A 14814-nucleotide genomic window follows, 5' to 3' on the forward strand; every position below is an offset into this window, starting at 1 on the left:
GTTATGATGCACTTGGTATTTCCCGGGACGGCTTGCGCCGCTTGGAATACCGGGAGGAACCGGGACATGGCCGTTGCGCTTGTACTCGTTCTGATAGTCGTGGGCTCGGTGTTGTTCCACTTCCTGAGCCCATGGTGGTGGACGCCGATTGCCTCGAACTGGGACTATATCGACAACACCATCATCATAACTTTCTGGATCACCGGCGTCGTCTTCGCCGCCGTGGTTCTTTTCATGGCCTATTGCGTCTTCCGCTTCCGTCATCGGGAAGGCAATCAGGCGGCATATGAACCTGAGAACAGGCGGCTCGAATCCTGGCTGACGGTGGTCACCGCGGTTGGCGTCACGGCTTTGCTCGTTCCAGGCCTGTTCGTCTGGAGCCGGTTCGTTAACGTTCCAAGCGACGCAACAGAGGTCGAAGTCGTCGGCCAGCAGTGGCAATGGAGTTTCCGCCTGCCCGGCAAGGACGGCAAGCTCGGCACATCCGACACTCGCGACGTCAACGCTGAAAATCCACTCGGCGTCATCGCCACCGATGCCAACGGCCAGGACGATGTCGTAGTGGAAGCGGCCGACCTGCACCTCCCGGTTGGCAAACCGGTCAAGATGCTGCTCCGCTCGATCGATGTGCTGCACGATTTCTACGTGCCGGAATTCCGCGCCAAGATGGACATGATCCCGGGCTCGGTCACCTATTTCTGGTTCACTCCGACCAAGACCGGAACCTTCCAGGTCCTGTGTGCCGAACTCTGCGGCCAGGGACATCCGATGATGCATGGCGTGGTCATGGTCGATACGCAGGAAGACTATCTGGCGTGGCTTGGCCAGCAGCAGACTTTTGCGCAGCTGTCCGCGCCCCAACAGATGGGCTCGGCAGAGTAGGAAACCGGAACGGCGGTGCGCCGTCGGGATTGAAAATAGTGCGGCAAGCCCGAACTGTCGGGCTGGCCGAAAAGGGCACGGAGGTGTTCCTATGGTCGATATCACACCTGCAGATGCGGTTCCGCCGGCCGAAGTCGCGGAAATGGAACTCTACCATCCGCACAGCTGGTGGACGAAATACGTTTTCTCGCAGGACGCCAAGGTCATCGCCATCCAGTACTCGGCGACGGCGACGGCGATCGGCATGGTCGCGCTGGTGCTATCCTGGCTGATGCGGCTGCAGCTCGGTTTCCCCGGCACATTCGATTTCATCACCCCGGAAGCCTACTACCAGTTCATCACCATGCACGGCATGATCATGGTGATCTACCTGCTCACCGCACTCTTCCTGGGCGGCTTCGGCAACTACCTGATTCCGCTGATGGTCGGCGCTCGCGACATGGTCTTTCCCTATGTCAACATGCTGAGCTACTGGATCTATCTGCTGGCCGTGCTGGTTCTGGTGTCGAGCTTTTTCGCGCCCGGCGGACCGACGGGTGCCGGCTGGACGCTCTATCCGCCGCAGGCGATCATGACCGGTACGCCAGGCGGCCAGGACTGGGGCATCATCCTGATGCTCGTCTCGCTGATCCTGTTCATCATCGGCTTTACTATGGGCGGCCTGAACTATGTCGTGACGGTGCTGCAGGGCCGCACGCGCGGCATGACGCTGATGCGCCTTCCGCTCACTGTCTGGGGTATTTTCACCGCCACCGTCATGGCGCTACTCGCCTTCCCGGCGCTGTTCGTCGCCTGCGTGATGATGCTTCTCGACCGGGCGCTCGGCACCAGCTTCTTCATGCCGGCGATCGTTGAGATGGGCGAACAGTTGCAGCACGGCGGCGGCAGCCCGATCCTGTTCCAGCATCTGTTCTGGTTCTTCGGCCACCCGGAGGTCTACATTGTTGCGCTTCCGGCCTTCGGCATCGTGTCCGACCTGATCAGCACCCATGCGCGCAAGAACATCTTCGGCTACCGCATGATGGTCTGGGCCATCGTCGGCATCGGCGCGTTGAGCTTCGTAGTCTGGGCGCACCATATGTATGTCAGCGGCATGCATCCCTATTTCGGCTTCTTCTTCGCCACCACGACACTGATCATCGCCGTTCCGACCGCCATCAAGGTCTACAATTGGGTGCTGACGCTGTGGCGCGGCGATATCCACCTCACCATTCCAATGCTTTTCGCCCTCGCCTTCATCGTTACCTTCGTCAATGGCGGGTTGACCGGCTTGTTTCTCGGCAATGTCGTTGTCGACGTTCCGCTGTCGGACACCATGTTCGTCGTTGCCCATTTCCATATGGTCATGGGGGTCGCGCCGATCCTCGTGATTTTCGGGGCGATCTACCACTGGTACCCGAAGGTCACCGGCCGGATGCTGAACGAGACACTGGGCCGGTTCCACTTCTGGATCACCTTCCTCGGCGCCTATCTGATTTTCTTTCCCATGCACTATCTCGGCTTGATGGGCGTGCCGCGGCGCTACAACGAATTGACCGACATGACGATCATGACGGAATCGGCCCACCACCTGAACTCGTTTATCAGCATCATGGCTTTTATGGTCGGTTTTGCCCAGATTGTGTTTCTGTTCAATCTCATCTGGAGCATCCGCCATGGCCGTGAGGCTGGCGGCAATCCGTGGCGGGCAACGACGCTCGAGTGGCAGACGCCGCAAACACCGCCCGCCCACGGCAATTTCGGCAAGGATCTGCCGATCGTCTATCGCTGGGCCTATGACTACAGCGTACCGGGAGCCAAGGAGGACTTCATACCACAAAACGTTCCGGGCTCCTTCGCGCCCTCCAGGGAGCCGGCATGAGCGTAATCCTGGTCTTCCTGCTCGTGATCGCCGGTATTGCTGGGTGGTGGCTTTCCCATCAGAGGCTAATGACGAAGCCGTGGCTCGAGCAAGGCATGGCCGGGGATTTTGTCGCTTTGGACCGATCGGCGCTGCCGACCGCAAAGATCGGTCTCGGCGTCTTCCTTGCCGTCGTCGGCTGCCTGTTCGCGCTGTTCATCAGTGCTTACTTCATGCGCATGGCGCTGTCGGATTGGCGGCCGCTGCCCATCCCGCCCCTGCTCTGGCTTAACACCGGCGTACTGGTCTTGAGCAGCATTGCGATACAGTGCGCTTCGCTCGCGGCGCGCAAGGGTCAAGTGGACATGGTCAGGCTCGGCCTCGCCACAGCTGGACTCACGGCGCTCGTCTTCCTGATTGGACAGCTTGTGGCATGGCGGGAACTGAGTGCGGACGGCTATTTTCTGGCATCCAATCCGGCCAACAGCTTCTTCTACCTGCTAACGGGAATGCATGGCCTGCATATACTGGGAGGACTGGTCGGGCTGGGCAGAACGAGCGTCGGCGCCTGGAACGGAGCGCAGCCGCAGCGGCTTCGCCTCAGTGTCGAGTTGTGCGCCATGTACTGGCATTTCCTGCTTTTCGTCTGGCTCGCCATCTTTGCGCTTCTGGCCGGCTGGGCTTCGACTTTAATCGACATTTGCCGAGGGTTGCTGACCTAGGAGGAACGGGCGGATGGCAGAGACGACACTGGCCCACATCGGCCGAACAGAGCCGCGGCCCGCGGGCTGGCAAGGCATCGCCGCCGACTGGTCCTCGGATCAGCGGGCGTTCAAGAACGTGTCCTGGGGCAAGGCCATGATGTGGATCTTCCTGCTCAGCGACACGTTCATCTTCGGCTGCTTCCTGCTCTCCTACATGACCGCGCGTATCTCCACACGCGTGCCGTGGCCCAATCCGAGCGAGGTTTTCGCCCTGCGCATCGGCGGCTCCGACATTCCACTGATCCTTATCGCCATCATGACCTTCGTGCTGATCTCGAGCAGCGGAACGATGGCCATGGCGGTCAATTTCGGCTATCGCCGCGACCGCCGCAAGACGGCAGTCCTGATGCTCTTGACCGCAGCACTCGGCGCGACCTTCGTCGGCATGCAGGCCTTCGAATGGACCAAGCTGATCACCGAGGGCGTGCGGCCTTGGGGCAATCCCTGGGGCGCTGCACAGTTCGGCGCATCCTTTTTCATGATTACCGGCTTCCACGGCACGCATGTGACGATCGGGGTGATCTTCCTGATCATCGTGGCGCGAAAGGTCTGGCGCGGGGATTTCGACGTCGGACGGCCCGGCTTCTTCACCAGCCGGAGGGGGCGCTACGAGAACGTCGAAATCATGGGGCTCTACTGGCATTTCGTCGACCTGGTCTGGGTGTTCATTTTCGCATTTTTCTATCTTTGGTGAGAGGCAGGACATGGCTGAAGCAACCGCAAACGGCCTGGGACAACACGCACTGGACAGCGCCCATAGGCATGATGCGACGACGACCGGCGTTACCCCGGCGGAGGTTCATCAGGAGCACCCGATCAAGCTCTATCTGGTGGTGTGGGCGTGGCTGTTCATCCTAAGCACCTGCTCCTATCTGGTCGACTATTTCGGTCTCCATGGCTATCTCAGATGGTCGCTGATCCTGATCTTCATGATGCTCAAGGCCGGACTGATCGTCGCCATCTTCATGCACATGGCCTGGGAACGGCTGGCGCTGACATATGCGATCATCCTGCCGCCGGTGCTGGTGCTGGTGTTCGTGACGATGATGGTCTTCGAAGCGGACTACACGCTGCTCACCCGAATGGCGTTTTTCGGGGCCGGGCCCTGACATGCAATCCGGCTCCAGGCGGTCCGGTCCTTGAGGCTTAGCCTTGAAACAATCCACGGCTGGTCCATTTCTGTTGGTATAGGAAACGACAGGCGATGCCGGCGTTTCCACATGCGTCGCGAACACCAGCAAGGGGCGCCCAAGATGACCATCGCAAACAGATTGAAGGACTTCATCGATAGGAAAGGAATTTCCTACGATACCGTCGAGCATCACCGCACCGCGACAAGCAGACAATCCGCCATTGCGGCACATGTGCCCGGCAGCATAATGGCCAAATCGGTGGTCGTTCACCACGACCGTGGCTACGCGCTCGCCGTGGTTCCAAGCACGCACAGGATAGAACTCGCGACATTGCAGGATGTCATGGAGAAGCCTCTTGGACTGGCGTCCGAAGACGAGGTGGTCTCGTTGTTCGGCGATTGCGATGTCGGCGCTGTGCCGCCGATCGGCGCTGCCTATGATGTGCCGGTGGTTCTCGATGAAAGCCTTGGCGACGCTCCCGAAATCTATTTCGAGGGCGGCGACCACAAGACGCTTGTGCATGTGAGCGGCAAAGATTTCCGCGACCTGACAAAGGACGCGCGCCAGGCCCGTTTCAGCCACCCCGCCTATTGAAAGCTCTGCCTCACCCTGCCCGCACCGGCACTTTCGCTGGTGCGGACAGAGTGCATTTTTTCAGCTCACGGTCTGGTGGCCGGCGGCGATTCCACAACTTTCCGGTAAACATGCCAGGTGGCATGACCAAGGATCGGCAGCACGACTGCCAACCCGGCGAACACTGGCAGCGATCCGATGATCAGGGCGACGGCGACAATAAGGCCCCACACCGCCATCACGATCGGGTTGGCCAGCACAACGCGCACCGAGGTGTGGATGGCTTCGTAGGCGCCGACATCGCGGTCGAGCAACAACGGGAATGCGACGACCGTGGTGCACAACACAACCGCGGCGAACACGAAGCCGATGGCGTGACCCAGGATGATGAGCGTCCAGCCGCGTCCCGTGGCGAATATTTCACTGATGAAGCTGGACAGCGATTGCGGCGGCGCCGGGCCGAACAGGGTCTGGTAAAATATCTGGGCCGTCAAAAGCCAGGCGATGAAGATCGCAAGCAGCATGACGCCGACCGCTGCAATAGCCGGCAGCGCTGGAGAACTCCTGACCTCAAAGGCGTGTCTCCACGAGGCGTCGAGCCCGGCTTCCCGCCGCCGGCTGATCTCATACAGGCCGATCGCCGCGAACGGACCAATCAGCGCAAAGCCGGACACAAGCGGAAACAGCAACGGCAGCGTGTTGTTGCCTGATGTCCAGACAGCAAGCACGACTCCGGCAATCGGATAGATCAGGCAGAGAAATACGATGTGCGACGGCTTGACCATGAAATCATCGACGCCACGCCTGAGCGCATCAAAAAGATCGGAGACACCGATTTTTCGAATTCTGGTGTGTTCCAGCGTCTCGCTGGCGCCTGCTATCACGTGAAAGCTTGCCATGACCATTCCTCCAGACCAGGTCCGGTAAGGTCGCGTTTTACGGTGCTGCCGTTCTGCATGCTTGGCCCACGCAAACCGCGACCTGCACCATGATCAATATACTCTCATGCGGGGGACTTGTCGCGCTTTGTAGGAAGGCCCGGGAGTAGGAGGTCCCGGGTAGCCCGACTAGCTACGGACGTGGTTCTTCGATATGCTCTTCTAGTCGAAGGTGAAGGTCATGGACGGAAGGACAGTTCTCATACTCGGCCTTGGCGTCGTTATTCTGCTGTTGCTGGGATTTTGTGCTCTGCCAACGTGATGTTTTGAGCCGGGGTCAATAGCCGGCTGAAGCGATCACTCGCATTACAATGGTGTCGGCAAGCAACGCCGCAAATATTGCGAAAAGATAGACAATCGAATACGCAAACAGCGCCTTTGCCGGCTTCATCTCCTTGTCGGCGACGAGAACCTTCCAGGCCTGCCAAATGAAACCTGCACCCAACGCGGCTGAAGCAGTGCCGTAATATCCGCTCGCGAAGCCGAAGCCCCAAGGGAGCACGCCGATTGGCGCCAAAAGCAGCGAATAGGCGAAGATTTGTTTTCTGGTCGAGTGCTGGCCGGCCACATTCGGCATCATCGGGATGCCAGCCGCGGCATAGTCGCCGACCTTGAAAAGGGCCAGCGCCCAGAAATGAGGCGGCGTCCAGAGGAAAATAATCAGAAACAGAATGAGACTTTCAATGCCGATTGCGCCTGTTGCGGCCGCCCACCCGATTACCGGAGGAAGGGCGCCTGCCGCGCCGCCTATGACGATATTCTGTGGCGTCGAGCGCTTCAGCCACATTGTGTAGATAACGACATAGAAAAAGATGGTGAACGCCAACAACGATGCGGCGAGCCACCCAACCAGCACGCCGAGCGTCATGACCGACAGTGCGGAAAGCACCAGACCGAAGCCGAGAGCTTCGCCAGGCGTGACGCGACCGGACGGAATTGGTCGCTTGGACGTGCGAGACATCAAGGCGTCTATGTCTGCGTCGTACCACATATTGAGCGCGCCGGCGGCTCCCGCTCCAACCGCGATTGCGCCGATGGCGATTACGGCGATAACTGGATTCATCACGCCGGGCGCCATCATCAGGCCGACGAAGGCAGTAAACACGGCAAGGGCCATGACCCGTGGTTTCAAGAGCGCAATGAAATCACCCGCCGTCGCCTCCGAGAGGCGGATGCCGGTATCCTTGAGACGGCTTTCTTCAGTCGACATTCAGACGACCACCGATGGGAACGGCAGCCTAGCCGGCCAATGTCTTTTTTGCAACGAGCCGCCCTCCCCACCGACACTGCCGGCAGATTGCGGCCGAGGCTATGCCTCGACCTGTTTGCGATACCAAGATCCGGCGGAAGAGCCGCGTTATTTGGAGAATTGCTTCAGGTAGGCAATGACATTGGCGATGTCCTCGTCTTTCTTGAGGCCGACAAACGCCATCTTCGTTCCTTTGACCATCGCCTTGGGATCGCGAAGGTAAGTCGTCAGTGTGGCTTCGTCCCATTTGACGCCCGACTTGCCGGCCTCGGTCATCGCCTTGGAATAGCTGAACCCCGGATGCGTCCCGGCCGTTCGGCCGATGACGCCGTTCAACGACGGACCGACCTTGTTCTGGTCCTTGTCTGCGACGTGGCAGACCTTGCATTTGGCAAACACCTTCTCACCCGCCGCGGCATCCTGTGCCCGCGAGGGGCCGGCAACGACGGTCGCGACGGACATGACGATAAAAAATACAATGGCACGCATGGCATTTCCTCCCTGATCGCCAATTTGCCCTGGCTGACCTGCGCAGGCCGACATTTAGTCCGCTGGCATGCGCTCTTGAATGGCAGAACGGATATCCACTGCCTGGAGTTGCGGCACCTACATACCACGGAACCGGGCCGGCAGGTAGAGTTCGATCATGCAATGGATTAATGCGGACAATCCGCTCAAGGCAATTTGGTGTTGCAGGTGGTGGCGATCCGGCCGACCGCCTCTTCAACTCCGGCGAGGTCAAACTCGGCTTTGCCGCGCCCCGACAGCAGCCCAAACCGCCAGGACAGCAGCAACCGGTCCGCGGAAATCAGTCGCCTGATGCCATCGGCACCGTCGCGGACCAGCATCCTGCTGTGCGGCCCGACCGACCAGCTTTCGTTGAGCTTGGCGGATTGGTCGACAGTCACCGACATGGCGATGGTTCGGCTGGCGGAAACGGTGTCGCTCAGCTGCAGCCATTCGCTCCAACGCGGTTCGCCGGCGGTCCGGCAGGCGATCGTCAACACCGGGCTGTAGCTCAACGCGCCGCCGCCGGTGATGAGCTTGTTGGTCGCGTAAAGCGAAGCGGTGACAAGGCCATCGCTGCTCTTGTCGAACCGCCAGTTGTCGAGAACCGTATCAGCCTGGGCAATGCCGAAGACCGACGCAAGCAGGAACGCCGCCGCCGCCACGCTTCCGATACCGAAGAACTGTCTCAACGATGCCTCCAACAACCGCTGCGATTTCGCAACCCAGCGCAGATAATCATCAAAGCTTCGTATCGCTACCTCGACCGCCAGATACGTGAAATCCGTTTCGTCTGCGCCACAACGAAAAAGGCCGCCTCGAGAAGGCGGCCTTTCGGAATTCAGCAGGAACGTTATTCAGCGTCCTTGGCGGCCTTCTTCTTCGGCGCGGCCTTTTTCTTCGGCTCTTCGGCGTCGTCGTCGGCCTTCTTTGCGTCCGCTTTTTTCGCAGCCGCCTTCTTCGCCGGCTTGGCCTTGGTTGTCTCCGTATCCTCGTCGTCGGCCAGCAGCTCTTCCTTGCTGACCTTGACATCGGTGACCGAAATCTGGCCGAGCAGATGGTCGACCACCTTCTCTTCGAACATCGGCGCGCGCAACGTGTTCAGCGCTTCGGGATTGTTGCGATAGAATTCGAAGGCTTCCTGCTGCTGGTTGGCCGGGTAGCGGCGTACCTGCTCGAACAGGCCGCGCTGCAGTTCCTCGTCCGTCACCGTGACGCCGGCCTTCTCGCCGATTTCGGCGAGAACCAGGCCGAGACGCACGCGGCGCTCGGCAAGCCGCATATATTCAGCACGCGCTTCTTCTTCCGTCGTCTCTTCGTCGGCAAAGGTGCGCCCGGCAGCTTCGAGATCGCGATTGACCTGGTTCCAGATGTTGTTGAACTCGGCCTCGACGAGCTTGGACGGCGCCTCGAACGAGTAGGCAGCGTCGAGCTGGTCGAGCAACTGCCGCTTGACTTTCTGGCGCGTTATCGAGCCGAACTGGTTCTCGATCTGACCGCGCACCACCTCGCGCAGGCGCTCCAGCGATTCCAGGCCAAGATTTTTGGCCATCTCGTCGTTGATCTCAAGTTCGCCGGGCTTCGACACTTCCTTGACGGTCACGTCGAAAGTGGCTTCCTTGCCGGCCAGATGCCCCGCCTGGTAGTTTTCCGGGAAGGTAACCGTGACCTGCTTCTCGTCGCCGGCCTTGCTGCCGACCAGCTGGTCCTCGAAGCCGGGGATGAATTCTTTCGAGCCGAGCACCAGCGGCTGATCGGTGCCGGCGCCGCCGTTGAAGGCTTCGCCGTCGATCTTGCCGACGTAATCGATGGTCACGCGGTCGCCCTCGGCGGCCTTGCCGGTCTTCGGCTCGTAAGTGCGGGCAGATTCAGCGACACGCTTGACCTGCTCGTCGATCTCTTCATCCGGCACGTCGAACACCTGGCGCGTCACCTTGATGTCGGAGAAATCCTTGATCTCGATCGGCGGAATGACCTCATAGTTCAGGCGGAACTCGAAGTCGGCACCGCCTGCCAGGATCTTCTCGGCTTCCTTCTCGTCCTCGGTCATGATCACTTCGGGCTGCATGGCAGCCTTTTCGCCGCGCCCAGTGATGATCGAACGGGTCGAGTCATTGAGGATCTCGTTGACCACTTCGGCCATGAACGATTTGCCGTAGACCTTGCGCAGATGCTGCACCGGCACCTTGCCGGGGCGGAAGCCGTTGATGCGGACCTTGTTCCTGGCATCGGAGAGCCGCGCCATCAGCTTGGCTTCCATGTCACCAGCCGGCACGGTGATCTTGATCTCGCGCTTGAGACCGGAGTTGAGCGTTTCGGTGACCTGCATCATAAAACCTTTGTTTCCACCAATGAGGCCGTCAAACGGCCCCTGCCGCTTACAGCCTGCCGGTATGATCTTGCCGGGAATGGCTTTTGGTGCGGGACTTGGCGATCTGTCCGCTCAAGGCGGCACAAATCCTCCAGAAATACGCTCCAAAATGTGAATAAGTCTTTGTTTTTCCTACTTCTTATCACATTCTGCAGAAGCGGATCGTCGCGTCCCGTCACATTCGACACGCCTTTTGTCACAGGCGACGCTGATTTTCAACCATCTTTGCATTCCGGCCAAGGATACCGATGTGAGCTCTGACATTGACAGAATGATGGCTACATGGGATTGGCCGGGCAATGCGGATGTGGCGGAATTGGTAGACGCCCTGGATTTAGGTTCCAGTGCCGAAAGGCGTGGGGGTTCGAGTCCCTTCATCCGCACCATCCCTTCGCTCTTCGAGCTTCGGGTGGCAGGCCACTCGAAGCTCCTCCGAAGCCCTGGCGAAGGAGGGTCATTGGCAAGGCAGTAGCGCGATCTAATAAAGCGGTTCCTCGAACAGTGTCTTGTCGCCGTCCACCAGCGCCTTGATCTGCGCCGTGCCGTTGGCCGCGATCGCCACGCGGATGCCGAACGGCCGCACCCGCATGTCGTTCTGGATCGCTATCCCCTCGCCTTCCGGCAGATAGAAGCGCTCGATGCCGTACTCCGGCGCGATCGTCGTTGCTCCCTGGCTGATATCCCAGCCCTCGGAAACGTGTCCGACGATATCGGCTTCGCCGGACGCTGCCGGCGCCGGCGCTTGCCCGAACCAAGCCGCGGTCGGCCCCCAATAGCCATCGGCGCCCTGCTTCAGCCTGACCACGATCGACGTTTCCTCGCTGGAAAGCTTGCCGGCCGGAATGTTGCCGATCAGTTTCACCGGTGTGCGCGAAATATCGTAGCCGAGCAGAATGTAGTCACCGCGCAAGAGATCGCGCGGATCGATCGGCTCGACTCTGAGCAGGACCTGCTTGCCATCGCGCAGGATTGCCGCGCGTCCGGCGATGATCCAGCTCAGAAAGCCAATCTGGACGAGCGCCACGACCAGCGCCGAGATGATCAGTCTTTTGCCGGTCATCATGCCGCCGCTCCTGTCATGTTCGAGGCGTTCATGCGCTTTTCTATGCGGATGATAATGAAAGCAAGAACGGCGAGAAGCACCGCCGCCGCAAGGAAGAAGCCTGCCGTGTCGAGCATTGATTGCAGCATCACCACATAGATGATGGCGAGTTCGAAGGCGAAGCCGGCATAGGCAACCCAGCGCAGTCCCCGGCTCTCGCGGCCGCCGAGCACGATCGCCGCGACGATGCCGGCCAGCGCAACAGCCGAGGCAATGGCGAAGCCGCTATTGTAGCTGCTTTCATCCGCCAGTTCGAATTGGATCATCGCCAGGCCGGTGAGAAAGCCGATCAGCGCGTGCAAGGGTAACCTGCCGCCGAGTTGCAAAACCCTCTCGACCGGCCCGGCAGCAAAGATCGCAGCGGTAAAAAGCAGCACCGACGCGGCAACGAGCGGGATGGCGACTTGCAGCGTGTCGTATTCCATGGCCAACAGCACGAGGTAGAAAAGGACCGACAGGATGATCAGGTGGCGCGCCGCCTGGCTGCGCGTCCAGAACGAAACGGCGAACAGAATTAGCGCCATGACCACGAAGAGATGCGGAAATTCCGTGCGCCGGAAGTAGTCGAACCCTCTCAGGAACAGCCAGGCATCGGCGATGCCGACGGCAGCGACGGTCAGCGGGTTTGAGCGCAGCGCCACCGCCGCCAGCGCCGTGCCGGCGCCCCAGGTGATCAAGGCCGAGGCCTCGTCGCCCGACAAATGATACATCTGGCCGATCAGCGCGATCGATCCGCCGAACGCTGCTGCCGCGACGATCCACAGCGCCTCGCCGATCGCCGCATGGTCGCGCATCTTCAGCACCGCCCCGCCGACATAGCCGGCAAGGATAACGGCAAAAAGTGCCGCGACCCGCACCAACCGCGGGATGACTTCCCAGTTGGCGGCGATGAAGATCAGGGTAGCGGCGCCGAACAGCAGCGCCGCCATCATCGCCAGGATCGAGCCGAAACTCAGCGATTTGCGTTCGTTTGCCTCGACGTCTCGCGTCAGCGCAACGGCTGTCGGCGCGTCGATCAGGCCGGCCTGTTGCCATCGTGCGATATCCGACCTGACCCGTGACGAATAGCTCGCCATGCCCCTCCCCCTTTGCTCGGTCCTTTTAGCTTGTCCGGCCAAGCGTTTGACCTAACGGCATTTTTCCGATCTGGGCGGAAAACCGGACGCGCGTTAATGTTGCATTGCACAAATTGCATTGCTGCCATGCACCAATAGCGCTTTTAAATCGATATGACCCCACCTATTTTCACGGTGCACACAAAGACGGAATGATCCGAAAGAAAGACGAAACGAGACTACCATGAACCTGATCCGCAACTATCGCAACTGGCGCCGCTATAGGGACACCGTGTCCGAGCTGAGCCGCCTGAGCACCCGTGAACTGACCGATCTCGGCATCAGCCGCAGCGACATTCACTACGTCGCCCGCAAGTCGGTCTAATCCTTCGGGCCGCAAATGGTCCGAACCAGTTTTGAAAAGAGAACGACAATGAACCTGATCCGCAACTATCGTAACTGGCGCGTCTACCGCGAGACGGTTACCGAGCTGGGTCGCCTGTCGAACCGCCAGCTCAACGATCTCGGCATCGTCCGCGACGAGATCAAGATGATCGCTCGCAAAGCGATCTAACCACAAGAATTTCGCCAAGGTCGACCTCCTCCCCGACCCTGACGGATACGGTCAGCCTTCACCTCCTCCCGAGGGTTGACCACAAAAACGGCGCCCGCCGGACCTCCTCCCCCGGCGGGCGCTGTTTCCAGGTTGTTTCTAAAAGGGTTTCGCGCCCTTCAAATGGCGAAAGAATTTCGTCAAAGCCGACCTCCTCCCCGGCAATGACGAATACGGTCGATCTTCACCTCCTCCCGATGATCGACCAACAAAACGACACCCGCCGGACCTCCTCCCCCGGCGGGTGTTGTTGTTTTGGGGCGGCTTCCCCCGTCAGCCATTCTCCCGCGTGGCAATTGCAATCCTTGCGCCAAGCGACTATTTCGGCGCTCATGGACAAGAACCCCATTCACGTTATCGGCGGCGGACTTGCCGGCTCCGAAGCCGCCTGGCAGGCGGCCGAAGCCGGCGTTCCCGTTGTCCTGCATGAAATGCGTCCCGTCCGCGGCACCAACGCGCACAAGACCGACGGGCTGGCCGAGCTCGTCTGTTCGAATTCCTTCCGCTCCGACGATGCGCAAACCAATGCCGTCGGCCTGCTGCACGCCGAAATGCGGCTGGCCGGTTCACTGATCATGAGCGCCGGCGACGCGCATCAGGTGCCGGCCGGCGGTGCGCTTGCCGTTGACCGCGACGGATTTTCCGAAGCGGTCACCAAGAAGCTCGAAGCCCACCCGCTCATCACCATCCGACGTGAGGAAGTGCCCGGCCTGCCGCCGGCGGATTGGGACCAGGCGATCGTTGCCACCGGTCCACTGACCGCGCCTTCGCTCGCCCAGTCGATCGCGGAAGCAACCGGCGCCGACGCGCTCGCCTTCTTCGACGCCATCGCGCCGATCGTCCATTTCGACACAATCGACATGGACATCTGCTGGTTCCAGTCGCGCTACGACAAGGTCGGCCCCGGCGGCACCGGCAAGGATTACATCAACTGCCCGATGGATAAGGAGCAGTACCTTGCCTTCGTGCAGGCGCTGGTCGACGGCCAGAAAACCGAATTCAAGCAATGGGAAGGCACGCCCTATTTCGACGGCTGCCTGCCGATCGAGGTGATGGCCGAGCGCGGCGTCGAGACATTGCGCTACGGGCCGATGAAGCCGATGGGACTGACCGATGCGCATAATCCGTCTGTAAAGGCGTATGCCGTCGTTCAGCTTCGCCAGGACAATGCGCTGGGCACGCTCTATAACATGGTCGGCTTCCAGACCAAGCTGAAGCACGCCGAGCAGGTGCGCATATTCCGCACCATTCCCGGGCTGGAACACGCCGAATTCGCCCGCCTCGGTGGCCTGCACCGCAACACCTACATCAATTCGCCGACGCTGCTCGACGCTTCGCTGCAGTTGAAGTCGCGGCTCGGCTTGCGTTTTGCCGGCCAGATCACCGGCTGCGAGGGCTATGTCGAGAGCGCCGCCATCGGCTTGCTTGCCGGGCGTTTCGCCGCCGCCGAAAGGCTTGGCCACGCGCCGTCGCTGCCGCCCTTGACCACCGCCTTCGGCGCATTGCTCAACCACATCACCGGTGGCCACATTGTCTCGGACGACGAGCCGGGAAAGCGATCGTTCCAGCCGATGAACGTCAATTTCGGCCTGTTCCCGCCGGTGGACGCGCCGAAGATCGAAGGCAAGCGGCTGCGCGGCAAGGACAAGACGGTCGCCAAGCGGCACGCGGTGACATCGCGCGCGCTGGCCGACTGCCGCGAATGGCTGGGGCTGCCTGCAACAGCGCAAGCTGCGGAATAGATCTCGGTTCTTGCGGATTTCGCGGAGAAGTAGGATAATATCCTA

16 protein-coding genes and 1 tRNA gene are annotated in these 14814 nt (G+C 60.3%); 10 read left to right on the plus strand and 7 right to left on the minus strand.

Translation table 11 applies throughout. The features are described from left to right. Positions 1-66: 66 nt before the first annotated feature. From coxB to NKJ72_RS24555, 6 genes are all read left to right on the plus strand, one after another. Positions 67-882 carry a cytochrome c oxidase subunit II gene (coxB, locus tag NKJ72_RS24530; protein ID WP_254818347.1) on the plus strand — a complete coding sequence of 272 codons (816 nt, stop codon included), beginning with the start codon at positions 67-69 and terminating at the stop codon, positions 880-882. Between the two features lie 91 nt (positions 883-973). Beyond that, positions 974-2743: a cytochrome c oxidase subunit I gene (gene ctaD / locus NKJ72_RS24535; RefSeq protein ID WP_254818346.1), complete on the plus strand. Its 1770-nt coding sequence runs from the start codon at positions 974-976 to the stop codon at positions 2741-2743. After that, on the plus strand, positions 2740-3444 hold the full coding sequence (locus NKJ72_RS24540; protein WP_352479771.1) for a cytochrome c oxidase subunit 3: 705 nt from the start codon (positions 2740-2742) through the stop codon (positions 3442-3444). Before ctaD ends, NKJ72_RS24540 begins: the two co-directional genes overlap by 4 nt. A 13-nt stretch (positions 3445-3457) precedes the next feature. Continuing rightward, entirely contained in the window at positions 3458-4180 is a 723-nt protein-coding gene (locus NKJ72_RS24545) for a heme-copper oxidase subunit III family protein (RefSeq protein ID WP_254818344.1), read from the plus strand. Positions 4181-4190: 10 nt separating this feature from the next. Beyond that, a complete protein-coding gene (locus NKJ72_RS24550; RefSeq protein ID WP_352479772.1) occupies positions 4191-4595 on the plus strand; it encodes a cytochrome C oxidase subunit IV family protein in 405 nt (134 codons plus the stop codon). 144 nt (positions 4596-4739) lie between these two features. Beyond that, positions 4740-5213 carry an aminoacyl-tRNA deacylase gene (locus NKJ72_RS24555; RefSeq protein ID WP_254818342.1) on the plus strand — a complete coding sequence of 158 codons (474 nt, stop codon included), beginning with the start codon at positions 4740-4742 and terminating at the stop codon, positions 5211-5213. Between the two features lie 65 nt (positions 5214-5278). On the opposite strand, the gene NKJ72_RS24560 is transcribed toward NKJ72_RS24555, so the two are convergent. The 5 genes from NKJ72_RS24560 to tig all read right to left on the minus strand — a co-directional run bounded on the left by NKJ72_RS24560 (position 5279) and on the right by tig (position 10215). Further along, positions 5279-6091, minus strand: a complete 813-nt coding sequence (locus NKJ72_RS24560; RefSeq protein ID WP_254818341.1) for a DUF2189 domain-containing protein — start codon at positions 6089-6091, stop codon at positions 5279-5281. A gap of 316 nt (positions 6092-6407) precedes the next feature. Beyond that, on the minus strand, positions 6408-7340 hold the full coding sequence (locus tag NKJ72_RS24565; RefSeq protein ID WP_352479773.1) for a heme o synthase: 933 nt from the start codon (positions 7338-7340) through the stop codon (positions 6408-6410). Between the two features lie 147 nt (positions 7341-7487). Beyond that, complete coding sequence (locus tag NKJ72_RS24570; RefSeq protein ID WP_502895573.1) at positions 7488-7841, minus strand: c-type cytochrome; 354 nt, start codon at positions 7839-7841, stop codon at positions 7488-7490. Between the two features lie 212 nt (positions 7842-8053). After that, complete coding sequence (locus NKJ72_RS24575) at positions 8054-8578, minus strand: hypothetical protein (RefSeq protein ID WP_352479775.1); 525 nt, start codon at positions 8576-8578, stop codon at positions 8054-8056. A gap of 161 nt (positions 8579-8739) precedes the next feature. Then, positions 8740-10215, minus strand: a complete 1476-nt coding sequence (gene tig, locus NKJ72_RS24580; RefSeq protein ID WP_352479812.1) for a trigger factor — start codon at positions 10213-10215, stop codon at positions 8740-8742. A 343-nt stretch (positions 10216-10558) separates the two neighbouring features. On the opposite strand from tig, the gene NKJ72_RS24585 reads away from it, so the two are divergent. Next, a tRNA-Leu gene (locus NKJ72_RS24585) sits at positions 10559-10643 on the plus strand. A gap of 92 nt (positions 10644-10735) precedes the next feature. Here NKJ72_RS24585 and NKJ72_RS24590 read toward each other — a convergent pair. Next, positions 10736-11320, minus strand: a complete 585-nt coding sequence (locus tag NKJ72_RS24590; protein WP_352479776.1) for a GDYXXLXY domain-containing protein — start codon at positions 11318-11320, stop codon at positions 10736-10738. Beyond that, positions 11317-12435, minus strand: coding sequence for a DUF2157 domain-containing protein (locus NKJ72_RS24595; RefSeq protein WP_352479777.1), 1119 nt, complete (start codon positions 12433-12435; stop codon positions 11317-11319). Before NKJ72_RS24595 ends, NKJ72_RS24590 begins: the two co-directional genes overlap by 4 nt. Before the next feature lie 223 nt (positions 12436-12658). Between NKJ72_RS24595 and NKJ72_RS24600 the strand changes: the two genes are divergently transcribed. The 3 genes from NKJ72_RS24600 (at position 12659) to trmFO (ending at position 14769) form a co-directional block, all read left to right on the plus strand. Continuing rightward, complete coding sequence (locus NKJ72_RS24600; RefSeq protein ID WP_254818335.1) at positions 12659-12799, plus strand: DUF1127 domain-containing protein; 141 nt, start codon at positions 12659-12661, stop codon at positions 12797-12799. Positions 12800-12847: 48 nt separating this feature from the next. After that, positions 12848-12988 carry a DUF1127 domain-containing protein gene (locus tag NKJ72_RS24605; RefSeq protein ID WP_254818334.1) on the plus strand — a complete coding sequence of 47 codons (141 nt, stop codon included), beginning with the start codon at positions 12848-12850 and terminating at the stop codon, positions 12986-12988. 371 nt (positions 12989-13359) lie between these two features. Next, complete coding sequence (gene trmFO, locus NKJ72_RS24610) at positions 13360-14769, plus strand: methylenetetrahydrofolate--tRNA-(uracil(54)-C(5))-methyltransferase (FADH(2)-oxidizing) TrmFO (RefSeq protein WP_352479778.1); 1410 nt, start codon at positions 13360-13362, stop codon at positions 14767-14769. Positions 14770-14814: the final 45 nt, after the last annotated feature.

This window comes from Mesorhizobium sp. M0045, assembly GCF_040323385.1.
GTDB lineage: Bacteria > Pseudomonadota > Alphaproteobacteria > Rhizobiales > Rhizobiaceae > Mesorhizobium.